We start from the raw sequence: 24146 nt of genomic DNA, 5'->3' as shown, positions 1-24146 counted from the left end.
CGGCTCAGGCCGCCGTGTCGAGCCAGATCGTCACCGGACCGTCATTGACCAGATGCACCGCCATCTCGGCCCCGAACTGTCCGGTCTCGACCGCGACACCCAGAGCGCGCAGGCTTTGGGCGAAATGCGAATACAGCCTCTCGCCGCTCTCGGGGGCGGCCGCTGCAGAGAATCCGGGCCGGTTGCCGCCGCGCGTATCGGCGGCAAGGGTGAACTGGCTGACGACCAGCGCCTCGCCGCCCGTATCCTTCAGCGCCAGATTCATCTTGCCCGCCGCGTCGCGGAAAATCCGCAACCTGTGGATCTTCGCGGCCAGTGTCTCGGCCTCGGCCTCGCTGTCGCCCTGCATCGCGCAGACCAGAATCAGCAGGCCCGGCCCGCAGCTTCCGACGGTTTCGCCCGCAACCTCGACCCGCGCCTGCGTGACGCGTTGCACCAGCGCGCGCATCAGATCTCCTGCGCCCAGGGCGGGTTCGCGCCCGCGCGCGAGACCGTCACCGCCGCCGCCCGCGCGCCAAGCGCAAGCGCCTCGTGCAGGGTTTCGGGGCGCAATGCGGCAAGGCCCGGTTTGCTCAGAGCATCGGCCTGTGCCAGCCCGGCCAGAAAGCCCGCATTGAACGTATCGCCCGCGCCGACCGTATCGACCACCTCGACCGGATTGGCCTGCGCATGGGTTTCGCCCAGTGCGCTGAAGGCGCGCGCGCCCTTTGCCCCTTCGGTGATGATCACGATCTGCGGCCCCTGCGCCAGCACCGCGCGGGCCAGATCCGCCACATCGCCTGCGCCCATCAGCCAGTGCAGATCCTCGTCCGACAGTTTGACGATATCGGATTGCGCGATCATCGCTTCCAGCCGCGCGCGATAGGCGGGCTCATCGCGGATGAAACCGGGGCGGATATTGGGGTCGAGCATCACCACCCGCTCGCCCGCGCGCGCGCAAAGCGCCTGAAACGCCGCGCCGCAGGGATCACCCACCAGCGAAATCCCCCCGAAGAACAGCGCCGTCACATCGGCGGGCAGATCGGGCAGTTCCGCCTCGGTCAGATCGCGCAGCGCTGTGCCACGGTCATAGAAGGCATAACGCGCCTGCCCGTTCGTCAGCGTCACGAAAGCCAATGTGCAGGGCCGGTCCACGGCGGGCGAGAGGCTGTGATCCACACCTGATGCATCCAGCGCCGCGCGCAGTTGCGCGCCGAACAGATCATCCGAGAGCGGGCAGAAAAACCCCACCGAACGCCCCAGCCGCCCCAGCGCGATGGCGGTGTTGAAGACCGCGCCGCCCGGATAGGGGGCGAAACAGGTCTCCTGCGCCACTGTTTCGCGTGGCAGCATATCGATCAGCGCTTCACCGGCACAGAGGATCATGGAACTCTCCCTCTAGAATCCACCCATTTCTGCGACATAAAAGGCAAGGACCAGAAATGCTAGCGCAAACATGACCGCGCCCGCAATCTTCCAGACCGACCAGGGCCGCTCGCCCTGTACGCGGCCGGTCTGGCCATTGACGATGAAACGGTAGCTTTTGCCCCGGTAGCGATAGGCCGCCATCCAGACCGGAAGCAGCAGATGCTTGAAGCGCTCCTCACTGTAATCGGTGTCGAGCGAGGTGATGCGCTGCTCATCGCCACCGATATCACGGCACACATCGGCGCGGATCTGCTCGTCCATGATTTCTTTGGCCGCATCGAACCCTTCGGGCAGTGCGACCGTGTACCCCTCGGCCCGGAAGCCCGACAGATAATCGGCGCTATAGGGTTGCAGATCGGCCAGCGTCCAGGGCTCCAGCCGCCGTGCATTGGCGCGTGGCAGCGATTGCGAAGCAATCACCAGCAGATCCAGAAACTGCCGCTGCACCCGCCCCGAGGCCGGGCTCCAGCGCGTGCGCCGCTCGCGCCGCGCATTCTTGCCCGATCCGACCATGACATAATAATGCGTGCCGCGCTGGCCCGAATAGCGCGAGCGCGTGGCCACATCGAAGGCCCAATAGGGCACATAAAGCCCGTTCAGCTTGCCGGTGCTGCGCGCATATTTCGCGAGTTCCGAAGGCGCGAACCACAGGGATTTCAGCCATTTACCCATGCGTTCATGCGCCTCGCGCTCGGACAGGCGGAAGGGCAGGATCGCCTGCGGTTTGATATGGCGATGTGTGCCAGTATCAGTAACGACCGGCGAGGCGCAGAAAGGGCATTCCGCCGAATGGATATGCGCCTCGAACTGCACTTCGGCCCCGCAAGTGTCGCAATGCACGACACGGGTTTCCTCGAACTCGTCTGCAGGCAGGGTCTGGGCGACAGCTTCGTGATAATCCAGCGATTGCAGCGCAGTGACGCGGGTCGCGTCATCCATCTGCGGGATGGGCTGTTCATGGCCGCAATATTCGCAGGACAGCCGCGCCTGTCCCGGTTCAAACCGCAGCGAGGCACCGCATTGGGCGCAGGGAAAACGGTGCTCCAGTTGTGTCGTGGCCATGCCCTGTCCTGAGATATCGGGCCGTGTGTCGGCCTCTGGTTTTCAAGCCTAACTCTACATTTTCTTGCTGAAAATACTCAAACCCGACGCAAGCAACGGCGTGCGCCGGCAGCGCATATGCCTCAGCCCGCAGGGGGCGGGGGCGGGGGCATGGAGGCGAAAAGGCCCGCGAGTGCCGGGATATCCCCGGCTTTCTGCCAGCCCGATTGCCCTTCGGTCCATACCAGCGTCTCACGGGTGATCTGGCCCGCAAGCTGCGACTGCGCGAAGGGTCCGCGCGTCTGGCCATTCTCGGCAATATGCCACATCGGCTCGGACGCTGGCGGGGGCGGTGGCGGGGCAGAGGGTCCGGCCCCCTGGTTCTGGCCCATCGCCTGCGCCATGGCCATGCCCATCCCCATGCCCATGCCTGCGCCCAGCCCGGCCCCCATGCCGCCATCGCCGCCGCCCTCGGCGGCTTTCTGCATGGCCTGTGCGGCCGAAAACTGGGTGTATTTGTTCAGATCGCCCACGATCCCCATGCTGGTGCGTTGGTCGAGCACCTTTTCCACTTCGGGCGGCAGCGAGATATTCTCGATATAGAGTTCGGGCATTTCCAGCCCGTATTCTTCCAGCGTAGGCGCAATCGCCTTGGCGACCACATCGGACAGATCCTTGGTATTCGCGGCCATATCCAGCGCCGGGATCCCGCTTGCCGCCAGCACGCGGCTGACCTTCTGCACCACGATATTTCGGATCTGGCCTGCAATCTTGTCTTCGGTGAAATCGCCATCCGTGCCCACGATCTCGCGCATGAAGGGCGCCGGGTCTTTCACCCGCACCGCGTAGGAGCCAAAAGCCCGCAGCCGCAGCGGCCCGAATTCAGGGTCTCGCAGCATGACCGGGTTCTGTGTGCCCCATTTCAGCCCTGTGAAACGGCGCGTGTTGACGAAATAAATTTCCGATTTGAAGGGCGAGTTGAACCCATGATCCCAGTGCTGCAGCGCGGTCAGAAGCGGCATGTTGTTGGTCTCAAGCAGATACATGCCCGGCTCGAACACATCTGCAAGCTGGCCTTCATGGATGAAGACCGCCATCTGCCCTTCGCGCACGGTCAGCTTCGCGCCATACATGATCGAATTGCCATAGCGCTCGAAGCGATAGACCATCGTGTCGCGGCTGGCATCGGTCCATTCGATAACATCGATGAACTGGCCTTTGAGGAAGCTGAAAACCATGGCGAGCGTTCCTTATTATCCGGTAGTTAGTTCTTGGGCGGTTTCGATACCGCCGATCCGCCCTTGGGTGGTGGTGGTGGCGGCGCTGGTTTGGAAGTAGTCGGTGGCTGATAGCCGTTGTTGACCATCCCTGACTCGACAACCCTCCGACCAGTCGTCGTGTAGCCTTCAACGAGGACCCTACGCTCCATTGGTATTCTCCTCTGATTTCAGAAACTCGATAGACCGAATTCCTGCAAGTGAAATCCATGCGGCCCGCGGGGGTGACGCCATCCGCCACTGACCATCTTCTACAACATATAAGGCTTCCAGAAAAATATCGCTACGCTTGTCGTCACTTGCAGCCAGTGATTGATCACCAAAATAGCCGAATATTACGGTATCATCGCTGTAAGTCAGGATTACAAAACCTTTTGACTTTCCGCCTGCGAATGCGAAATCGTACGCTTCTGCGATGGGGTGGGTCCCGGGCATTGACAGACGCCTCAACACGAAACCGACAGTACCTGAACCCGCGAAGCGCCCAAAGAGGATGCCAAGAACAACAGGACAAACCAGAATCTCGGCATAAAACGCGAGGCTGTTGATGCCCGTGTCGAATACCCGGTTTGAGACGGCAACCGCAGGTATAGAACCTACAAGTGCGCTAATGCCCAAGAAGACCGCTTGATTGATCAGACTCAGGACTACGGCATCAAGCAGGATTTCTCCTGGTTTGGGCGACCGTGCGGCCGTCAGGCGTGATCTGACCGAGATTATGATGAATCCTGCAAGCAGAAAGCGTGCAAAAAATTCGAATGTCTCCGGACGCAACAGATCAGCCATTCGTCCTAACTCTCGCCCGCCATCAATTCATTGATGATGCTCCGGATCACGGGGCGGGCCTCGGCTTCACGCATGCCGGGGCGCAGACGGGGGTCGTAGAGGATGCGCAGCAACTGCTCATCCAGCACTGTCAGCACCGCGAATTCCGCCGAATCATTGAACAGCGACGGGCGCGCGCGCGGGCTGTCATTGGGCAGGCCCATTCCCTGCGCCAGTTCCTCGTAATAGCAGGCGCGGCGCGACAGGTCGGGCAATTCGGCGCGGATGATGGCCAGCGCATCGGTATAGGTATCCGTCCCGCTGCGCGAGAAGGCCAGCACAAGGCAGGAGACGGTCAGCGGCAGGTCGCGCACCAGATCAAGCGTTACCGAATCGAGACCGGGGATCAGTTGTTGCAGTTGCGGACCACTGTTCCGGCGCTCGGCCTCGTTCAGCACCAGGACATGAAAATTCCCGCCCCGATCCACGCGCGAAACCGGATGGCCAGTCAGCCCGGACAGACGTGCGGCATAGCGGGTGACAAAAGCCGCGTCTGATCCGCGCGTAGATGCGGGCACCGAGTCGCCGAATGTCATCTGCATCCGCACCGGCGCCTGCCAGCGGCGCAGACTGGAGGGGGTTTCGCGCTCGATCACGCGGGTGCCGGTCAGGACATACTCTTCGTAAAGTGCTACACGCACGAAGGCCTCCTCGACCAGATGGGTCGAGACCGGCAGATCGCGCGGGGCGCGGTCGCGCCGCAACAGCCCCTTGGACAGACGCTGCGCTTCCAGCGACGCGAAATATTCTGCCACCTGATCAGGCGCGGCTGCAGCCTCGATCGGGGCGGTCGCAGCGGGTCTGGGTTGCGGCGCGGCGCTGCTTTCCGGGGCGGTCACGGTCGGGGGCTGCAGCGGCCGGATACAGCCCGCAAGCAACAGCATTGTGACGGCCAGCGCGCAGAACTGCAAGCCCCGCGCAGGCGGGTGCCGGTCCGGGCAGGGCAGGGAATGTCGTGCCGCCCGGAGCATCGGCTTACACGTCGGACGGACGGGCCGCCTCGCCATCGCGCGACCGGGCCGAGGCGAGCGCGTTGCGCAGCTCGGATTCCATCTTGGTCAGTTCCTCTTCTGCCGCGGCCCGCTTGCTGCGCCCCTCATCGGCAATACGCAGGCTATCCTCGATCGTGGCGATCAGCGTCTCATTGGCCTGTTTGATCGCATTGATATCGAACGCCCCGCGCTCGATCTCTTCGCGCACCTCGCGATTGGCCTCGCGCAGATTCTCTGCGTTGGCGGTGAGCAGGTCATTGGTCAGATCATTCGCGGCGCGCACCGCCGCTGCGGCCTCGCGCGAGCGCTGGATGGTCAGCGCCTGGGCCAGCTGGGTTTCCCAGAGCGGCACAGTATTGACCAGCGTCGAGTTGATCTTGGTCACAAGTGATTTGTCATTTTCCTGCACCAGCCGGATGGAGGGCAGCGATTGCATCGTGACCTGCCGCGTCAGTTTCAGGTCATGCACCCGGCGTTCCAGATCATCGCGCGCAGCCCGCAGGTCGCGCAATTCCTGTGCTTTCAGCACCTTGTCATTCTCGGCGGCCGCGTCAACCTCGGCCTGCCTGGCCGGGATGTCATTGGCATCGAGCTCTTTCAGCTTGGCTTCGCCCGCCGCGATATAGAGCGCAAGCTCATGGTAGAAATCGAGCGTTTTTTCATAAAGCTTGTCGAGTCCCTTGATATCTTTCAGCAGCGTCGTTTCATGATTCAGCAGATTGCCCGTGATCCGGTCGATCTGGCTTTGCACTGTGTTGTAGCGTTCCTGAAACTTGACAAGGGGCGCGGCCTTGCCGGTCAGGCGCTCCCACCAGCTGCGCTGCCGTCGCGTATCCAGCTCCGAGACCGAGAAGCCGCGCAGGGTCGAGACCATCTCGCGCAGCCCGTCGCCCGCGGGGCCCAGATCCTTGTTCTTCACATCAGCGAGCATGGACTGGCTGATCTGCTGGAGGTCCATCTGCGCGCGCGATCCAAACCCGATGATCGTGCTGGTCTGGCCCATGTCGATCTCGCCCATGCGCGTGCGGATGGCATCCGCAGCTTCCGCCGGGGCCTCTTCCAGGGCCACAAGCGCCGCTGCGGGTTCCGCCAGCGGGGTGTCCACCAGCGCGTTGATTTCCTCAGTCAGTGTCTCGGCCTGTTTGCGGATCGTCTCAGCCATGGTCGTCCCTCTCTGTCTGGTTCCGGCGGGTCGGTTTTATCCCGCGATTGTATCAGTCACGCAGGCGCAGGCCTTCGCGGTCGAGCCTTTCGCGCAAAACCTCGATTTCGATTTCCAGATCGGTGCGGTCGCTTTCCAGCAGCGCCTCGCGACGCAGCGTGAAGCGCGATTCCAGATCATCCAGCAGCGCTTCGAACTCGGTGCGGGCTCCCGCATCGCGACTGCGCGCATAGAGTTCGGCGAATTTGACCGTCGCATCGCGCGCCCCGATCAGATAGACGCCCAGATACCGGCGCGCCGAATTCAGACGGCGGGGGTCATTCTCGACCGCGCGAAACAGCGGGCGGATATTGGCGCTGAAGGCCTCGATCCGGCGCGAAAGCGCCCGGTCGCCGCTGCGCTTGATCGCCTCCGCCATTTCGCTGAGGTAAGTCTCGGCCTCTTCCACAGCCTTTGTGGCGCGGTCAGTTTCGAATCGGTCGACCCCTTCCATGCCCTTGTCACGCAGTGGATCGGCCCCGAACGCCCCGAAATGCAGCGCCCCGCCCAGCCCGCCAAGCAGAAGCGCCGCCCCCGGACCGGCAGAAAACGCCGCCACACCGAGGCCCAGCCCGGTCAGCACTGCGCCGAATATCTTGCGCGGAATCGCCGGTCTGCGCGCGACACTGCGCGCGTCATAGGCGGCCTGCGCGATCACGCCGTCGCGGGTCAGCCAGGCGGCCAGCATCAGCAGCCCGAAAGCCGCAAGATTCAGCGCCAGACCTGCGGGCGGTTTGAAAAATGCCGTGATGGCAAAGAGGAAGGGCAGCACGAAAAGGATATTCACCCGCGCGCCAACCGGATGCGGCCGTTTTGGGGGGCTGGCAGGGGTGCGGGGCGCGTTCGGGCTGTAGCGCCCGCCGAATTGCTGGCTCATGCCTCAGCCCCCGATCACGGCCACATAGATCATCAGCGCCACAAGCAGGGCAAAGGATGTTTTCTGCAACCCTGTCGCGGACATGAAACGCACACTCCCTCACTACACATCCCGGACTATAGGCGAAGATGCGCCGCTGGGAAAGTCACAGTTCAGCGGCGCGCAATCGCCTGATCTGAAAGATGGAATTTCCAGCGGCGCTGCACAAGCCCCGCGCGCTCACGGCCGCGTGATGCGCCCCTTGCCCGGTTTGCGCGGCCCCGGCGTGCCCCGCGCAGGCGCACCCCCACGGGGTTTGCCCGGTTTCGCGCCGGGCTTGCGCGCAGGCGGTTTCTCCAGCGCTTCGTTCGGGTCGCGCCCCAGCTGCTCGCGCAGCACCCGCGCCTTGACTTCCTCCACCGCGCCCTTGGCCAGCGTACCCAATTGGAACGGCCCGTAGCTGACGCGGATCAGCCGGTTCACACTCAGCCCCACCTGCGCAAGCGCGCGGCGGATTTCGCGGTTGCGCCCCTCACGAATGCCGATGGTCAGCCAGGCATTGGCCCCTTGCTGGCGGTCGATGCTGACGATCATGGGCTGGAAGCGCTCGCCCTCGATCACCACACCGGCGCGCAGGGGGGCAAGCAGGTCATCCGTCGGCGCGCCATTCACCCGCACGCGGTATTTCCGCAGCCAGCCGGTGCTGGGCAGTTCCAGCTTGCGTTTCAGCCCGCCATCATTGGTCAGCAGCAACAAGCCTTCCGAGTTCAGATCGAGCCGCCCCACCGACATAACCCGCGGCATCCCCTCGGGCAGGTTCTCAAAGACCGTCGGGCGACCTTCCTCATCCTTGGTGGTCGTGACCAGCCCCAGAGGCTTGTGATACAGCCAGAGCCGCGCCGGTTCTGCCTCGGGCAGGGGTTTGCCGTCGACGCTGATGCGGTCGCGCGGCCCCACATTCAGTGCCGGGCTGTCGATGCGCTTGCCATTGACCGCGACCCGGCCTGCAAGGATCATCGCTTCCGCCTCGCGCCGCGAGGCCAGACCTGCGCGTGCGAGAACCTTCGCGATGCGTTCGCCCCCTGTTCCTGTATCAGCCATTCGAACCCTCATTTTCTTGCCCGAAATACTCCGGGGTGAATGGCGCCGCAGGCGACAGAGGGGCAGCGCCCCTCCCGACCGCGCCTCAGGGGCGCCAGCGCAGGAAATTCGCGATCATCCGCAAGCCCGTTGCCTGCGATTTCTCGGGGTGAAACTGCGTGCCGACCACATTGTCCCGCGCCACGATGGCCGTCACCGGCCCGGCATAATCCACATGTGCCAGAAGATCGGCCCGGTCCGCCACATGAAACTGATAGGAATGCACGAAATAGGCGTGATCGCCCGTCGCCACCCCCTCCAGCACCGGATGGTCGCGGTCGATCACCAGATCATTCCAGCCCATATGCGGCACTTTCAGGCCGGGATCGGCGGGCGCGATGCGCTCGACCGTGCCGCCGATCCAGTCGAGCCCCGCCACCTCTTCATATTCGCGCCCCGTTGTGGCCAGCATCTGCATGCCCACACAGATGCCCATGAACGGCACGGCGCGGCGCTGCACCGCGTCTTCCAGCGCCTCGACCATGCCATCCACGGCCCCCAGCGCGCGGCGACAGGCGGGATAGGCCCCGTCGCCCGGCAGCACGATCCGGTCGGCGCGGGCCACATCCTCGGGCCGCGTGGTCACGATCACCTCGCCACCGCCCACCTCCTGCGCCATGCGCTGAAAGGCTTTCTCGGCGGAATGCAGATTGCCGCTGTCGTAATCAACCAGAACCGTCAGCACGTCAGAGCGCCCCTTTGGTCGAGGGAATCGCGTCGGATTTGCGCGGGTCAGGCTCGACCGCCGCACGCAGCGCCCGCGCAACCGCCTTGAACGCGGCCTCGGCGATATGGTGGGAATTGATCCCGTGCAACTGGTCGATATGCAGCGTGATCCCGCCATGGCTGGCGAAGGCCTGAAAGAACTCGCGCACCAGTTCGGTGTCGAATGTGCCGATCTTCGCGGTCGGGAAATCGACATTCCACACCAGCCAGGGCCGCGCCGACAGATCGAGCGCGCAGCGGATCTGCGCGTCATCCATCGGCAGATGGCATTCGCCATAGCGCCGGATGCCGCGCTTGTCACCCAGCGCCGCGACCAGCGCCTGACCGAGCGCGATGCCCACATCCTCGACGGTGTGGTGATCGTCAATATGCAGATCGCCCGTGGCGCGGATCTCCATGTCGATCAGCGAATGCCGCGCAAGCTGGTCCAGCATATGGTCGAAAAACCCCACGCCGGTTTCGCAGCGATACTGGCCAGTGCCATCGAGATTGATCGTGACCGTGATATCGGTCTCTGCCGTCTTGCGGGTGATCCTTGCCTGACGCATCGGGGGCTCCTTTCAACTTCCGCGCCGATCTATAGGCGCTTGCGCAGCATGGGGGAAGGGGGCAATCATGCGCCGGATCAGGCGAAGGGGCGAAAGATGACCATTCATATCGGAGCGAAACCGGGCGAGATTGCCGAAACCGTGCTCATGCCGGGCGATCCCTTGCGCGCGAAATGGGCCGCCGAGCGGTTTCTGGACGATCCTGTCTGCGTCAATCAGGTGCGCGGGATGCTGGGCTATACGGGCACATGGCGGGGCCAGCGGGTCACGATCCACGGCTCCGGCATGGGCATGGCGTCGCTCTCGATCTATGCCAATGAGTTGATCCGCGATTATGGCGCCAGGACATTGATCCGGGTGGGATCGGCGGGCGCAATGCAGCCCGATGTGGCGATCCGCGATATCGTGCTGGCGCAGAGCTGCACCACGTTGACAACCCCCTCGCGCGGCATTTTCCGCGAGCTGAATTTCGCGCCCTGTGCCGATTTCGGGCTGCTTTCCGCGGCATATAGCGCCGCGACGGGGCAGGGCGCGCAGGTGCATGTCGGCAATATCTATTCCTCCGATGTCTTCTATGACGAGCGCCCGGATCTGAACGAGGTGATGATGCGCCACGGTGTGCTGTGCGTCGAGATGGAAGCGGCCGAGCTTTATGCGGTCGCGGCGCGGCACAAGGCGCGCGCGCTGGCCTTGCTGACCATTTCGGACCATCTGCTGACGCATGAGAAGCTGAGTGCCGCCGAGCGCGAGACGAGTTTCGGCGCGATGATCGAACTGGCGCTGGACGCGGCCTTCGCCTGATGACGCAGGATGCGGCGGAACTGCCCGAGAAGCACCGCAAGCTGGCTTCGAACATGCGCAAGCTCAAGGCGCGCCATGAGGCCGCCTTGCGCGAAATCGCCTTCCTGCGCGCGCGACTGGCGATGGTGGAGCCGCATGCACCGCAGCCCGCGATCCTGAGCGGATTTCCAGCGCGCTACCACCTGCCAGCGGCCCCGCGCACGCCGGTCACGCATTGGAAAGAGGCGCGCGAGCGGCTGCTATGGAGCGGGCTTGCACGCGAACAGGCGCTGCATCTGGAAGTGACCTGTCTGATCCGGCTGGCGCAGGGGCAGGGGGCGGCGCAGTTTCCGCGGCTGCTGGCGCTGGAGATGCCGGCGGGGCGGTTCGAACTGACCGATCAGGGCCAGACGCTGCTGGCGCTTCGGACGGCGGGGCGGCAGATCCGTGTCCCTGATGCAGAGATGCAGATCGCGACGATTCTGGCGGCGCTGGAGGCCGCGCGGGTGGTGCATCTTGACCTGCACCGCGACGGGCGCAACCTGTGCCTGGATGCCGGGGGCCGTCTGTCGCTGATCGATTTCGACATTGCCGCGCTTGATGGCGTGCCTTTCAGCGGTGAGATCGCGGCCCGTCTGGCGGAATTTCATGCCGCGGGCGGCTATGCGGGCTTTGGCACAAGGATGCGCGCCATCATCGCGGCATTGCGTGACCAAAGGTAAGGTGCGTGCTGAGCACGCACCCTACTGCAGCCTCTTGCCTTCCGCGCAGCCTTGCGCTAACAGCGCGCCACTTCACAGGCAGAGGTCGGGCCACGGGACAGACAGCCCCCGCAGGTCCACCGGTTGAGGCGGCATGCCTTGAAACCCTCTGCTCAGGCGCAAACCGGAAAGGAAAACGATATGGCGCTTCCTGAATTCTCGCTGCGTCAGCTCTTGGAAGCTGGCGTTCACTTCGGCCACCAGACCCAGCGCTGGAACCCGCGCATGGCGCCCTATATCTATGGCGAGCGCAATGGCATCCACATTCTCGACCTGACCCAGACCGTGCCCATGCTCGACGCGGCGCTGAATGTGATCCGTGAGACCGTAGCCAAGGGCGGGCGCGTCCTTTTCGTCGGCACCAAGCGTCAGGCCGCCAAGCATGTGGCCGATGCCGCCGAGCGTTCGGCGCAATATTACATGAACCACCGCTGGCTGGGCGGCACGCTGACCAACTGGAAAACCGTGTCCCAGTCGATCCAGCGTCTGAAAGCCATTGACGAGCAACTCGCCAGCGGCGCCGAGGGCCTGACCAAGAAAGAACGTCTGGGCATGGAGCGCGAGCAGGCCAAGCTGCAGGCCAGCCTTGGCGGGATTCGCGATATGGGCGGCCTGCCGTCCCTGCTGTTCGTGATCGACGTGAACAAGGAAGATCTGGCCATTCTGGAAGCCAAGAAGCTGGGCATTCCGGTCGTGGCCGTGGTCGATACCAACTGCCCGCCCGAAGGTGTTGATTACATCATTCCCGGCAATGACGACGCCGCCCGCGCCATCGCTCTCTATTGCGATCTGGCCGCGCGTGCCGCCCTTGACGGGATGAGCGCACAGATGGGTGCGGCGGGCATCGACCTTGGTGCGCTGGAAGAGGCACCGGTCGAGGAAGTTCTCGCCGAGGCTGGGGCTGAAGCCTCGGACGCCTGAACGCACCCGTGACATGATTTCGTGACAGGGACGGGTTAGCCCCGCCCTGTCACATCTGATTTGCAGGAGAAATGACCATGACGATCACCGCTGCGATGGTGAAGGAACTGCGCGAATCAACCGGCGCAGGCATGATGGATGCCAAGAAGGCCCTGACCGAGAATAATGGCGATATGGACGCCGCAGTTGACTGGCTGCGCACCAAAGGTCTGGCGAAAGCCGCCAAGAAAGCCGACCGTGTGGCGGCTGAGGGTCTGGTGGGTGTGGCTGTCGAAGGTGGCAAAGGTGTCGCTGTCGAGATCAACTCGGAAACCGATTTCGTGGCCAAGAATGCCGAATTCCAGGGCATGGTGGCACAGATCACCGCAGCCGCGCTGGGTGTGAGCGATCTTGCCGGGCTGAAAGCCGCGGATCTGGGCGGCAAGCCGGTCGAGACCGTGCTGACCGATGCCATCGCCAAGATCGGCGAGAACATGACCCTGCGCCGCATGGATGCGGTCGAAGGCGACACTGTGGCCTCTTATGTCCATAATGCCGCTGGCGAAGGCATGGGCCGGATCGGTGTGCTGGTCGCGCTGAAAGGTTCAGATAACGGCATTGGCAAGCAGATCGCGATGCATATCGCCGCCTCCAGCCCGCTGGCGCTGGACGAGGCCGCGCTTGACCCGGCACTGGTCGAGCGCGAACGCGCGGTTCAGACCCAGAAGGCGCTGGAAGAGAACGCGACCGCAGACAAGCCCAAGCCCGAGGCCGTGATCACCAACAACATCATTCCGGGCCGGATGAAGAAGTTTCTGGAAGAGAACACGCTGGTGAACCAGAAATTCGTGATGAACCCCGATATCACCGTCGCACAGGCGGCGAAGGATGCGGGTGTCGAGATCGTCGCTTTCGTCCGTATGGGCGTGGGCGAGGGGATCGAGAAGAAGGAAGAAGATTTCGCAGCAGAAGTGGCGAAACTGAACGCCTGATCCTGCGGGATTTGAAGACTATGAGACGGCACCCCGCGCGGGTGCCGTTTTGCGTTTGGCGGTCTGTGGGGATGACGGACGTGAGCGAGTTCAGTCCTCCGCGAGGCCCGATCACTGGACTTTTGCGGCCAGATCGGGCTTGATGGTGGGGTGCCGCAGCATTGCGACACCCCTTGTTATGACTTGTGGGTCAATATAGGGCAGCGCGGTCGCATGTTACGAGCATGTGATCGCGCACTGATCAATCAGCCTTCCAGCGGCTCGATCAGACCGGCATCAATCGCCAGCAGATATTCGTCCGGATCGATGATGCCGTCACCGTTCAGGTCGATCTGCTCGAACTGCTCAACGGTCAGCTCGGGATAGGCAGCCAGGAACTCTTCCTGCGTCCAGCTTGTCGCGTCCATGTCCTGCGCATGTGCCAGACCGGCCATCAGAACGATTGCGGCTGCGAGTGACGGAATGGATTTCATCTTTCTCTCCTTCGCTTAACGCGTTGCCCGGGACCACCCCGGGCAACTGCAAGCGGAAGATGTGCGCGCAGGGCGCGAACCGCAAGCCTCTCGGAAGGCCCGGTGGCGCGGGCTGGCGGAAAGCTGCAAACCGGCTGCTTTCGCGCGGCGAAACTTTGCCGGAAATGCCCCGCTTGCCGCATCGCCCGACCGGTCTTGGGGCGATGCGCGGCGCTTTGCCGACGATTTTCCTCTCAGATGGCACTCAGACGCGAGTCGCAGCGCGCGGCCTGAAGGCAGGGTCCGGTCACATCCGGGGCCAGTGATTTCATGGCGTCGAATTGCGTGAGATAGAGCTTTCCGGTCAACTCATGCAGGAAATGACTGCGCTCAAGCTGGTCCATCACCGGCCCCTTGACCTCGGTGAGGTGAAATTTCACATCCGCCGCGCGCAGCCGGTCATTGATCGCCTCCAGACTCTCCAGCGCCGAGGCGTCGATATAATTCACCGCAGAGCATTGCAGCACGACATGCTGCAGATCCGGGGAGTCGGCCAGCGCCTGCATGATCCGGTCCTCGAGCGCGCGGGCATTCGGGAAATAGAGCGACTCGTCCACGCGAATCGAGAAGACGGTCGGATCAGTGACGACCGCGTGACGGGCGATATTGCGGAAATGCTCGGTGCCCGGCACCTGACCCACCACGGCCATATGCGGGCGCGAGGTGCGAAAGAGATAGAGAAAGAGCGACAGGCCAACACCGGCCAGCAGACCCTGTTCGACCCCGATCAGCAGCGTCACCGCCATTGTGGCAGCCATGGCGGCCCCATCGGCGCGGGAATAGGCCCAGGTGCGGGGCAGGGCGCGGAAATCCAGCAGCGACACCACCGCCACGATGATGATGGCGGCCAGCGTGGCGCGCGGCAGATAGAACATGAGCGGCGTCAATGCGAGTACCGCGATACCGATCAGAATCGCCGTGATCGCCCCGGCAGCAGGCGTCGCGGCCCCGGCATCGTAATTGACAATCGAGCGCGACAATCCGCCCGTGACCGGCATGGCCTGACTGACACCCGCACCCAGATTCGCCAGCCCCAGCGCCACCAACTCGCGATCCGGGTCGATGGACTGGCGCTTCTTCGCCGCAAGCGTCTGCGCGATCGAGACGGATTCGACATAGCCCACGATCGCGATCATCAGCGCAGGGGCTGCGAGTATCTGGATCAGCGACAGATCGAATTCCGGCAGGCCAAGCGGCGGCAGGCCGCGCGGGATATCCCCGACAATGGCCACGCCGCGTTGATCGAGGCCCAGCCCCCAGACCAGCAGCGTCGAGCCGACAACCGCGACCAGAAGCGCGGTTTTGGCCAGCAGTTTCGCCAGCGGCGCAGACATCCCCAGATGTACCAGCAATCTCGCCATGCCCGTGCGCGACCAGAACAGAAAGGCCAGCACCAGCGCCGAGAGCAGCAGGGTCGGAACAGAGAGGCCGGAGATATTCGCGGCCAGTGACGGGATGACTTCGGGCAATGTCTTTCCGCTGATATTCGCACCAAGAAGGTGGCGTAACTGACTGGCGGCAATCAATATTCCTGCGGCTGTGATGAAGCCCGAGATCACCGGATGGCTGAGGAAATTCGCCAGAAATCCAAGCCGCAGCACTCCCAGCGCAAGCATCATGCCGCCAGACAGAAGCGCGATCCAGAGCGCGGCCAGATGAAAACCCGGCGCGCCGATCTCTGCCACTGTGCCCGCAGCCGCCGCAGTCATCAATGCGACCACAGCGACAGGGCCAACCGCCAGCGCGGGCGACGAGCCGAAGACCGCGTAGAGAGCCAATGGCAGCATCGCGCCGTAAAGCCCGGCCTGTGCCGGAAGCCCCGCAAGCATCGCATAGGCCATGCCTTGCGGGATCAGCATGATCGTCACGACAAGGGCTGCAATCACGTCATTGCCCAGATCAGCGCGGGTATAACGGCGGGCCCAAGTCAGAAAGGGCAGGAATTTCGAGAGCATGCACGAGCCTCGCAAAGGGAGATTGGGCAGGGTGTCGGTTTGCTCGCCTATATACGGACGTTATTAAATATTGCAAGTCTTGAATATGTGTGATGCATCCAGATATCTCATAATCAGTATTATGTTAAATAAGGATATGGTCGGATGACTTGAAGCCCGTCGCACCCGACGTTATGACGCGCTTAACCTGTCCCAAGCCAAGAAAGCCGCGCTCATGATCCCGCGCTATTCCCGCCCTGAAATGGTTGCCATCTGGTCGCCCGAGACGAAATTCCGCATCTGGTACGAGATTGAAGCCCATGCCTGCGATGCGCAAGCCAAACTCGGCGTGATCCCCGAGGCCAGCGCCAAAGCGGTCTGGAAAGCCAAGGATGCCGAATTCAACGTCGCCCGCATTGACGAGATCGAGGCCGTCACCAAACATGACGTCATCGCCTTTCTGACCCATCTGGCAGAGATCATCGGCAATGAGGAAGCGCGTTTCGTGCATCAGGGCATGACCAGTTCCGATGTGCTGGACACCACCTTCAATGTGCAGCTTGTGCGCGCGGCCGATCTGCTTCTGGCCGATATGGACGCGCTGCTGGAGGCGCTGAAGCGTCGTGCACTGGAGCATAAATTCACCATCCGCATGGGCCGCAGCCACGGGATTCACGCCGAGCCCACGACCATGGGCCTGACGCTGGCGCGTTTCTATGCCGAGATGAAGCGCAACCGCGACCGGCTGCTGGCGGCACGGGCCGAAGTGGCGACAGGCGCGATTTCGGGTGCCGTCGGCACTTTCGCCAATATCGACCCGAGCGTCGAGGCGCATGTCTGTGCGCAACTGGGTCTGGAACCTGAGCCGATCAGCACCCAGGTCATTCCGCGCGACCGTCATGCGATGTTCTTCGCCACGCTGGGGGTGATTGCCTCCTCCATCGAGAATATCGCCATTGAAATCCGCCACATGCAGCGCACCGAAGTCCTTGAGGCCGAAGAGTTTTTCTCGAAAGGTCAGAAAGGCTCCAGCGCCATGCCCCACAAGCGCAATCCGGTTCTGACCGAGAACCTGACGGGCCTTGCGCGGCTGGTGCGCATGGCGGTCGTGCCTGCCATGGAAAATGTGGCGCTCTGGCATGAACGCGATATCTCGCATAGCTCGGTCGAGCGGATGATCGGCCCGGATGCGACGGTGACGCTCGATTTCGCGCTGGCACGGCTGACCGGTGTGATCGACAAGCTGGTGGTCTATCCCGACAACATGATCACCAACATGAACAAGTTCCGCGGCCTGATCCATTCGCAGCGCGTGCTTCTGGCGCTGACCCAGGCCGGGGTGTCGCGCGAGGATGCTTATACGCTGGTCCAGCGCAACGCCATGAAGGTCTGGGAGAAAGGTGCTGATTTCCTTGAGGAATTGCTGGGCGACACGGATGTGCGCGCGGCGCTGAGCGAAGACGCGATCCGCGCAAAATTTGATCTCGATTATCACACCAAACATGTCGAGACGATTTTTGCGCGGGTTTTCGCCTGAAAATGACCTCTGCAGCGTTGATTTTGCAAGAATCGTGCTATCCTTGCTGATCACCGCAGAAGGAGTGTTCGCATGAAACTGAAGATTGCCCTCGCTGCATTGGTGCTTGGTCTGACCCCTGCCCTTGCCTCGGCCATGTGCGGGACGCGCCATGACACGGCATCGGCCTGCGCCGAGGGGCAGGTCTATGACGCCGACACGATGACCTGCATCGAGCCGGTCAGCAGCTGAGTCGGACCGAAATCGCAGCGCGCCACGGCCTGTTCCGTGGCGCGTTTTTTGTTGCCTGGCACCCTGGGCTAAACGCTTTGTTGAAGGTTTTGCGCGATTCTGCAGCACATGACTGGGATGGTTCAGGATCACGGCATGACTGGCGCAGATCAACAGCTGATGGTGTCCGCATCACGCATGGGCGGGGCGGTTTCGGGGACCGCCGCGTCGCCGCGGCCCTCCGACAGTGCGCGCGCCGATCACCTGAGCGGCGCGCAAAAGACCGCGATCATCGTGCGGCTGCTTCTGGCCGAAGGGCTGGACGCCCCCATCGCCGCCCTGCCCCATGAGCTGCAATCACAGCTTGCACAGACGCTGGGCACGATGCGACTGGTGGATCGCGCGACCATGTGCGCCGTGGTCGAGGAATTTGTCGAGATGCTGGAACAGGTGGGCCTGTCCTTTCCTGACGGGCTGGAAGATGCCCTGTCACTGCTGGATGGCAAGCTGGATGCCCGCGCCAGCCAGACCCTGCGCACGCTCGCGCGCGGGCAAGGGCTGGGTGATCCCTGGGTGATGATCGAACAGGCCGAAATCGCGGATCTGCTGGGCCTGATCGGACAGGAATCGCCCCTGATCAGCGCGGTGCTCCTGTCAAAGATCAGCACTGACAAGGCCGCGCAGATCCTCATGAAGCTGCCCTCTGAGGACGCGCAATCCCTCGCCCTCAGCCTGTCGCGCACCGAAGATATCGCGCCCGAAACCGTCGCGCGGATCGGTGCGTCACTGGCCGAACAACTCGGTGCCAGACCCAGCCGCGCTTTTGCCGCGCCACCCAGCCGACGCATGGGCGAGATCCTCAATGTCTCGCCCGCCGCGCTGCGCGACCAGCTTCTGCGCGATGTCGAACGCGCGGATCAGGACTATGCGGTGCGGATACGCAAGGCGCTCTTCACCTTTCAGGATATCCCCGCCCGGCTGGCCACGCGCGATGTGCCCATGGTCATGCGCGAGGCCGGATCGGACGATCTGATGCAGATCATAGCCGCGCAACAAGAGGGTGATCAGCTCACCATCACCTTCCTGCTGGAGAACATGTCGAAACGCCTGGCCGACACATTGCGCGAGGATGCCGTTATTCTGCCCCCGCCGGACCCGCGCGACTATGAGGCGGCGGTGATGCGACTGACCGCGCTTGTCCGGCGGCTGGCAGATTCCGGGACTATCACCCTCGCCCCGGTCGTGCTGTGAGACCGCGCGCCCGTCATATGCCGGAGATCGCATCCGGATTGCAGCACGCGCTGGTGACATGGGGCCGTCGGGTGACAGGATATGTCTTGCGGGCACTGAATGACTTTCGCGGAAAACTACAAGACGCGCGATTACCCATTGAATTGAAATCTTTTTCAAGGATTGCGCCGCAACAGATCATCGCGCGGCAACGCGCGCCCTCAGACCGTTTTCACGGCACATACCAGCCGGATCTCGCCTGCACTCGCCCCCTCGATCCCGGCGGCATTGGCTTCGTCCGTGTCGATATGCATTTCGGTGAAGGCCGCGTCACTGACGCGCACCAGCACCCCAGAAAAAGTCAGGCCCCGCCCGGTCTCGTCCATCGTGACCTGCACGATCTCGCCATCCGAAATCCCCGCCGCGCTTGCGTCATGGCTGTTCATATGGATATGCCGCGCCGCGACGATCAGCCCGTCGCTGTCCTGATATCCGGCAGGCCCGGTCAGGCGCACGCGCGGCGTGCCCTCCAGATCGCCGCTCTGGCGCACCGGCGCGTCCAGCCCCAGCGCAAACCCGTCGGTACGCGAAATCTCGATCTGGGTCCGGGGCCGCAGCGGCCCGAGGATCGCGACCTGCGCAATCTCGCCCTTTGGCCCCTGCAGGGTGACGCGCTCGCGCGCTGCCCAATGCCCTTTCTGCCGCAGGGGCTTGTCGGGGGTCAGCTCATAACCGGGGCCGAACAGCGCATCGACAGTGGCGCGCGACAGATGCACATGCCGCGCCGAAACCGCGACGGGGATGCGCAGACAGGCCGGTTCGCGCGCCGCCATCGCCTCGGCGACCTCGCGCGCGATCATCAACTGTTCAGCGGTTTCGGTGACCAGCACATCGACCCGCGCACCATAGGCCTGAATCTGCGGCGCCGCCCGGTCCGCCAGATCGACGGCCTGATTGCGGTCGTGGTCCAGCCGGATGCCAAGGAAATCCAGCCCGTCGCAAATGCGCCGCCGCATCGAGGGCGAGTTCTCGCCGATCCCGCCGGTAAAGACCAGCGCGTCCAGCCCACCCATTGCCGCCGCATAGGCCCCGATATATTTGCGCGCGCGGTAGGCATAGATATTGATCGCCAGTTGCGCTGCAGCCTCGCCCTGCGCCGCGCGGGCCTCGACATCGCGCATGTCAGAAACCCCGGTCAGCCCCTTCAACCCGCTCTCGCTATAAAGCGCGGCCTCGATCGCGGCCAGATCCAGCCCCATTTCGCGCGACAGAAATCCGAACAGGCCCGGATCGACATCACCCGAGCGCGTGCCCATGACCAGCCCCTCCAGCGGTGTCATGCCCATCGAACTGTCCAGACTCTCGCCGCGCGAGATCGCGCAGGCGCTGGCCCCGTTGCCCAGATGCAGGCTGATGATCCGCAAGGATCGAAGCGGCTGGCCCAATGCCTCTGCCGTGCGCTGCGCGACATATTTATGCGATGTGCCGTGAAAGCCGAATCGTCGCAAACCTGCCGCGCGCCAGGCTTCCGGCACGGCATAAGTGGTTGCGCGGGCCGGATTGGTCAGATGGAAACTGGTGTCGAACACGCCCCATTGCGGCAGATCGAGCCAGACGCTGCGGGCCAGTGCAATCACATCCAGATTGGCCGGGTTGTGCAAGGGCGCGAGCGGCGTCAGCCCCTCCAGTTGCCGGATGGTCACGTCATCCAGCAAAGTCGGACCCGTGAAGAGACTGCCGCCATGCGCCACGCGGTGCCCGATCGCCTGCAGATCCGTGATCCCTGCCCCGCGCAACAGATCCGGCACGGCCCGCGCGGCTGTGCCCAGATCGCACGCAGCGGCATCCTGCGCGATCCCGTTCAGGGTCAGGCGGCACCCCTGCGGCGAAAAGCGTTCGAAACTGCCTTTCAGACAGTGGCGGGCCGTATCCAGCGTTGCCCCCGGCGTGATCTCGAACACTCCGAATTTCAGCGAGGAACTGCCGGCATTGAACACCAGAATGCGCATGTCAGGCTCCTTGCAGGGCGGGTCTCGCGCATAGCCTGCAACAGCCCCTGGCCAGAGGCAAGCGCTCTCAGGGCGCGTGCGCGCTTATGCCACCGGCCATGGCGCTGGCTTCAGCCGCTGCCTCCAATGCAAGCAGGATCGAGGCATGGCGGTTGCGATACTCCCGCGCAGGCAAGAGCACCTCGAACCCGTCAAAGGGCGCCTCCGGCACTGGCCCCCCTGCAGTCAGCATGGCGCGCAGCTGGTCACGCGCCTGCGCCAGCTCGGTGGCACTGCGCCCCAGCACGACCTGCCCCAGAAGTGCCGCCGCCGCCTGCCCCAGCGCGCAGGCTTTCACATCCTGCCCGAAACGCGTGACGCGACCATCCGCCATGTCCAGATCGACCGTCACGGTCGAGCCGCATAGCGGCGAACGGCGCTTGACGCTGAACTGCGGCGCCTCCAGCCGGGCGTGATGCGGGATCTCGGCCGCCAGCGCGAGGATTCGCCCGGAATAGAGTTTGATCAGGTCAGCATTCTCGGCCATGGTGGCTTCCCCTCGGCATCGTGATGCGCTAGGCAGCGCGCTCAACACAGGACATAGCCCATGACATTCGATCCGCAAAGCCTGCGATATGATGAAAAAGGTCTGATCCCGGCGATTGCGCAGGATCATGCGACGGGCGAGGTGCTGATGATGGCTTGGATGAACGCGGATGCCGTCGCCCAGACGCTGGCGACAGGCCGCGTCACCTATTGGTCGCGCTCGCGCCAATCCTTCTGGGTGAAGGGCGAAAGCTCTGGCCATGTGCAGAAACTGGTCGAGATGCGGCTCGATTGTGACCGCGATTGCCTGCTGGTGCTGGTCGATCAGACGGGGCCGGCCTGCCACACCAACCGGCGCTCCTGCTTTTACACGGCGCTGCGCGACGGGCGCGAGGTCGAGATCATGACGCCACTGGCTGAGTGAGCATCTGGCGCAAGCGGCCCGGCGTCATCCCCTCCGCGCGGTAAAGCGCAATCGCGCGCGCATCGTCTCGCTTGGCCAGACGCTTGCCATGCTCATCGCGAATAAGGTCGTGATGATAATAGCTTGGCGCCGGAAGTTGAAGCAATGCCTGAAGCAGAACATGGATCGGAGTGGCCTCGAACAAATCGGCGCCACGGGTCACTTCGGTGATGCCCTGCGCGGCGTCATCCAGAACAACCGACAAGTGATAGCTGGTGCCCATGTCGCGCCGCGCGAGCACCACATCGCCCGCCACATCGCACAGCCAGTCGCGGTCGAGCCGGTGATGGCCCGGATGCACCGGCCCGTTCTCCATGAACCCCAGCGCGCCGACATGCGCCAGCGCCGCGCCCATATTCAGGCGCAGCGCATCTTCGCGCCCGGCATCCGACATGGGCCGCGCGCGGCAGGTGCCGGGATAGGTCACGCCATCCGGCCCAAGCGGCGCCCCTTCCTGTGGCGCGCTGAGGGCCGCGCGGATATCGGCGCGGGTGCAGCGGCAGGGATAGATCAGCCCCTGCGCGGCAAGCTGCTCAAGCGCGGCGCGATAGACCGGGAGCCGCTCGGATTGGCGCATCACCGGGCTTTCCCAGCGCAGGCCAAGCCATGTCAGATCCTCGTAAATCTGCGCCTCCCATTCCGGGCGGCAACGGCTCTGGTCGATATCCTCGATCCTGAGCAGAAACCGCCCTGCCCCGGCGCGCTCCGCCGCGATCAGCGCGGCATAGGCATGGCCCAGATGCAAGGGGCCAGTGGGCGATGGCGCGAAGCGCGTGACAGGTTCAGGCGGCATCGCGCTGGCCCAGCCAGTCCATGAAAGCGGCTTTCGCGCGGTCCGTATAGGCTTTGTAGCGGTCGCGGCGGCCACGGCGACCGCCCTTGGCGTCAATCGGCGGGAACAGCCCGAAATTCACATTCATCGGCTGAAAACTCTTGGCCTCGGCCCCGCCGGTAATGTGATGCACAAGCGCCCCCATCGCGGTGTCACGCGGCGGCGGGCTGGCGGGCTGGCCCAGGATCTCGGCCGCCGCCAGACGCCCGGCCAACAGCCCCATCGCCGCGGATTCGACATAGCCCTCCACCCCGGTGATCTGGCCTGCAAAACGGATATGGGGTTTTGAGCGTAGACGCAGATGGTCGTCCAGAAGTGTCGGCGAATTCAGGAATGTGTTGCGGTGAATCCCGCCAAGCCGCGCGAAAGAGGCATTCTCCAGACCCGGAATCATCTTGAAAACAGCAGCTTGCGCGCCATACTTCATCTTGGTCTGGAAGCCCACGATATTATAGAGCGTCCCCAAGGCATTGTCGCGGCGCAGTTGCACCACCGCATAGGGTTTGCGCTCCGGCGCATGCGGGTTGGTCAGGCCCACGGGTTTCATCGGCCCATGGCGCAGGGTCTCGCGCCCGCGCTCGGCCATGACCTCGATGGGCAGGCAGCCGTCGAAATAGCCCGCTGACTCACCCTCGTGGAACTCGGTCTTGTCGGCGGCCAGCAGCGCGTCGATGAAGGCCTCGTATTGCTCGCGCGTCATCGGGCAGTTCAGATAGGCTTTCTGCTCGGCCTCGGTCTCGCCCTTGTCATAGCGCGACTGGAACCAGGCCTGCGACATGTCGATACTGTCGAAATAGACGATGGGTGCGATCGCGTCGAAAAAGGCCAGCGCCTCGGCCCCCGTCTCGCGCGAGATCGCCTGCCCCAGCGCATCCGAAGTCAAAGGCCCGGTGGCGATGATCCATTGTCCATCCTGCGGCAGATCCGGGATCTCGCCGCGATCCAGCCGCACATTCGGCAGCGCCAGCAGGGTTTCGGTCACAGCCTGCGCAAAGGCATCGCGATCCACGGCCAGCGCGCCGCCCGCAGGCAGGGCATGACGGTCGGCCATCTGCATGATCAGCCCGCCCGCCGCGCGCATTTCCCAATGCAAGAGGCCCACAGCATTCTGTTCATCATCATCCGAGCGGAAGGAGTTCGAGCAGACCATTTCCGCCAGATGATCCGTCTGATGCGCGAAAGTGCCGCGTGTGGGGCGCATTTCATGGATGACAACCTGCACCCCCATATGCGCGGCCTGCCATGCGGCTTCGGACCCGGCCATACCGCCGCCGATGATATGGAGTTCCTGTGTCATGACGCGCCCTTTCCTTTTGGCGCCGAGATAAGCCCAAAGCCGGGTTTTGGCAAATGCCATGAAAAAACCGCCACGCCTGGGGGCGCGGCGGCAGTCAAGGGTCAGAGAGCAGGCAATGAGAGGCAGGCTGACCCGCAGGCGTCAGGCAAGA

At 63.6% G+C, this 24146-nt stretch carries 25 protein-coding genes; 8 read left to right on the top strand and 17 right to left on the bottom strand.

Features of this window, described 5'->3' with window-relative positions; genetic code table 11:
* Positions 1 to 4 precede the first annotated feature (4 nt).
* From dtd to hisB, 11 genes are all read right to left on the bottom strand, one after another.
* Entirely contained in the window at positions 5 to 448 is a 444-nt protein-coding gene (gene dtd, locus BG457_RS17885) for a D-aminoacyl-tRNA deacylase (RefSeq protein ID WP_071799076.1), read from the bottom strand.
* A complete protein-coding gene (locus BG457_RS17880; RefSeq protein ID WP_071799074.1) occupies positions 448 to 1365 on the bottom strand; it encodes a carbohydrate kinase family protein in 918 nt (305 codons plus the stop codon). Before BG457_RS17880 ends, dtd begins: the two co-directional genes overlap by 1 nt.
* 12 nt (positions 1366 to 1377) lie before the next feature.
* Positions 1378 to 2469: a TFIIB-type zinc ribbon-containing protein gene (locus BG457_RS17875; RefSeq protein WP_071799071.1), complete on the bottom strand. Its 1092-nt coding sequence runs from the start codon at positions 2467 to 2469 to the stop codon at positions 1378 to 1380.
* 122 nt (positions 2470 to 2591) lie between these two features.
* Complete coding sequence (locus BG457_RS17870) at positions 2592 to 3686, bottom strand: SPFH domain-containing protein (RefSeq protein ID WP_071799069.1); 1095 nt, start codon at positions 3684 to 3686, stop codon at positions 2592 to 2594.
* Between the two features lie 180 nt (positions 3687 to 3866).
* The gene (locus tag BG457_RS17865) at positions 3867 to 4511 is read right to left on the bottom strand and encodes a DUF6338 family protein (RefSeq protein WP_071799067.1); all 645 of its coding nucleotides are present in this window, start codon (positions 4509 to 4511) and stop codon (positions 3867 to 3869) included.
* A gap of 5 nt (positions 4512 to 4516) precedes the next feature.
* On the bottom strand, positions 4517 to 5521 hold the full coding sequence (locus BG457_RS17860) for a DUF2927 domain-containing protein (protein WP_175546828.1): 1005 nt from the start codon (positions 5519 to 5521) through the stop codon (positions 4517 to 4519).
* 4 nt (positions 5522 to 5525) lie between these two features.
* Positions 5526 to 6704 carry a toxic anion resistance protein gene (locus tag BG457_RS17855; protein ID WP_071799066.1) on the bottom strand — a complete coding sequence of 393 codons (1179 nt, stop codon included), beginning with the start codon at positions 6702 to 6704 and terminating at the stop codon, positions 5526 to 5528.
* A 52-nt stretch (positions 6705 to 6756) separates the two neighbouring features.
* Positions 6757 to 7620: a 5-bromo-4-chloroindolyl phosphate hydrolysis family protein gene (locus BG457_RS17850; protein WP_071799064.1), complete on the bottom strand. Its 864-nt coding sequence runs from the start codon at positions 7618 to 7620 to the stop codon at positions 6757 to 6759.
* A gap of 219 nt (positions 7621 to 7839) precedes the next feature.
* A complete protein-coding gene (locus BG457_RS17845) occupies positions 7840 to 8700 on the bottom strand; it encodes a pseudouridine synthase (RefSeq protein ID WP_071799062.1) in 861 nt (286 codons plus the stop codon).
* A gap of 85 nt (positions 8701 to 8785) precedes the next feature.
* Positions 8786 to 9424, bottom strand: coding sequence for an imidazole glycerol phosphate synthase subunit HisH (gene hisH, locus BG457_RS17840; RefSeq protein ID WP_071799059.1), 639 nt, complete (start codon positions 9422 to 9424; stop codon positions 8786 to 8788).
* Position 9425: 1 nt separating this feature from the next.
* Entirely contained in the window at positions 9426 to 10013 is a 588-nt protein-coding gene (gene hisB, locus BG457_RS17835) for an imidazoleglycerol-phosphate dehydratase HisB (RefSeq protein WP_071799057.1), read from the bottom strand.
* Between the two features lie 96 nt (positions 10014 to 10109).
* Between hisB and deoD the strand changes: the two genes are divergently transcribed.
* The 4 genes from deoD (at position 10110) to tsf (ending at position 13446) form a co-directional block, all read left to right on the top strand.
* Positions 10110 to 10814 carry a purine-nucleoside phosphorylase gene (gene deoD, locus BG457_RS17830; RefSeq protein ID WP_071799300.1) on the top strand — a complete coding sequence of 235 codons (705 nt, stop codon included), beginning with the start codon at positions 10110 to 10112 and terminating at the stop codon, positions 10812 to 10814.
* On the top strand, positions 10814 to 11515 hold the full coding sequence (locus BG457_RS17825) for a protein kinase family protein (protein WP_071799055.1): 702 nt from the start codon (positions 10814 to 10816) through the stop codon (positions 11513 to 11515). Before deoD ends, BG457_RS17825 begins: the two co-directional genes overlap by 1 nt.
* Positions 11516 to 11695: 180 nt before the next feature.
* Entirely contained in the window at positions 11696 to 12475 is a 780-nt protein-coding gene (rpsB, locus tag BG457_RS17820) for a 30S ribosomal protein S2 (RefSeq protein ID WP_071799053.1), read from the top strand.
* Positions 12476 to 12552: 77 nt separating this feature from the next.
* Entirely contained in the window at positions 12553 to 13446 is an 894-nt protein-coding gene (gene tsf, locus BG457_RS17815; protein WP_071799299.1) for a translation elongation factor Ts, read from the top strand.
* 245 nt (positions 13447 to 13691) lie between these two features.
* Here the strand turns inward: tsf and BG457_RS17810 are convergent, their stop codons facing one another.
* Together BG457_RS17810 and BG457_RS17805 are read right to left on the bottom strand one after the other, a co-directional pair.
* Positions 13692 to 13919 (bottom strand): EF-hand domain-containing protein, encoded by a 228-nt coding sequence (locus BG457_RS17810; protein WP_084657708.1) that lies wholly within the window; start codon positions 13917 to 13919, stop codon positions 13692 to 13694.
* Positions 13920 to 14152: 233 nt separating this feature from the next.
* Positions 14153 to 15913 (bottom strand): SulP family inorganic anion transporter, encoded by a 1761-nt coding sequence (locus tag BG457_RS17805; protein WP_084657707.1) that lies wholly within the window; start codon positions 15911 to 15913, stop codon positions 14153 to 14155.
* Positions 15914 to 16127: 214 nt separating this feature from the next.
* Between BG457_RS17805 and purB the strand changes: the two genes are divergently transcribed.
* The 3 genes from purB (at position 16128) to BG457_RS17795 (ending at position 18890) form a co-directional block, all read left to right on the top strand.
* The gene (purB, locus tag BG457_RS17800) at positions 16128 to 17429 is read left to right on the top strand and encodes an adenylosuccinate lyase (protein WP_071799047.1); all 1302 of its coding nucleotides are present in this window, start codon (positions 16128 to 16130) and stop codon (positions 17427 to 17429) included.
* A 72-nt stretch (positions 17430 to 17501) separates the two neighbouring features.
* Positions 17502 to 17660 carry a hypothetical protein gene (locus BG457_RS20365; protein ID WP_175546827.1) on the top strand — a complete coding sequence of 53 codons (159 nt, stop codon included), beginning with the start codon at positions 17502 to 17504 and terminating at the stop codon, positions 17658 to 17660.
* Positions 17661 to 17795: 135 nt separating this feature from the next.
* Positions 17796 to 18890: a FliG C-terminal domain-containing protein gene (locus BG457_RS17795; RefSeq protein ID WP_175546826.1), complete on the top strand. Its 1095-nt coding sequence runs from the start codon at positions 17796 to 17798 to the stop codon at positions 18888 to 18890.
* A gap of 200 nt (positions 18891 to 19090) precedes the next feature.
* Here the strand turns inward: BG457_RS17795 and BG457_RS17790 are convergent, their stop codons facing one another.
* Positions 19091 to 20878, bottom strand: a complete 1788-nt coding sequence (locus BG457_RS17790; protein WP_071799045.1) for an acetate/propionate family kinase — start codon at positions 20876 to 20878, stop codon at positions 19091 to 19093.
* A gap of 67 nt (positions 20879 to 20945) precedes the next feature.
* Positions 20946 to 21404: an iron-sulfur cluster assembly scaffold protein gene (locus tag BG457_RS17785; protein WP_071799043.1), complete on the bottom strand. Its 459-nt coding sequence runs from the start codon at positions 21402 to 21404 to the stop codon at positions 20946 to 20948.
* Between the two features lie 60 nt (positions 21405 to 21464).
* Here BG457_RS17785 and hisI point away from each other — a divergent pair, with 60 nt between their 5' ends.
* Positions 21465 to 21827, top strand: a complete 363-nt coding sequence (gene hisI, locus BG457_RS17780; RefSeq protein ID WP_071799041.1) for a phosphoribosyl-AMP cyclohydrolase — start codon at positions 21465 to 21467, stop codon at positions 21825 to 21827.
* Here the strand turns inward: hisI and gluQRS are convergent.
* The gene (gene gluQRS / locus BG457_RS17775) at positions 21805 to 22659 is read right to left on the bottom strand and encodes a tRNA glutamyl-Q(34) synthetase GluQRS (RefSeq protein WP_071799040.1); all 855 of its coding nucleotides are present in this window, start codon (positions 22657 to 22659) and stop codon (positions 21805 to 21807) included. The two genes, hisI and gluQRS, sit on opposite strands and share 23 nt — an antisense overlap.
* On the bottom strand, positions 22649 to 23995 hold the full coding sequence (trmFO, locus tag BG457_RS17770) for a methylenetetrahydrofolate--tRNA-(uracil(54)-C(5))-methyltransferase (FADH(2)-oxidizing) TrmFO (protein ID WP_071799297.1): 1347 nt from the start codon (positions 23993 to 23995) through the stop codon (positions 22649 to 22651). Before trmFO ends, gluQRS begins: the two co-directional genes overlap by 11 nt.
* Between the last annotated feature and the right edge of the window lie 151 nt (positions 23996 to 24146).

Origin of the sequence: Natronohydrobacter thiooxidans (assembly GCF_001884735.1) — a bacterium.
GTDB classification, from domain to species: Bacteria; Pseudomonadota; Alphaproteobacteria; order Rhodobacterales; family Rhodobacteraceae; genus Roseinatronobacter; species Roseinatronobacter thiooxidans_A.
This window is presented reverse-complemented; position numbering and strand designations above follow the sequence as displayed.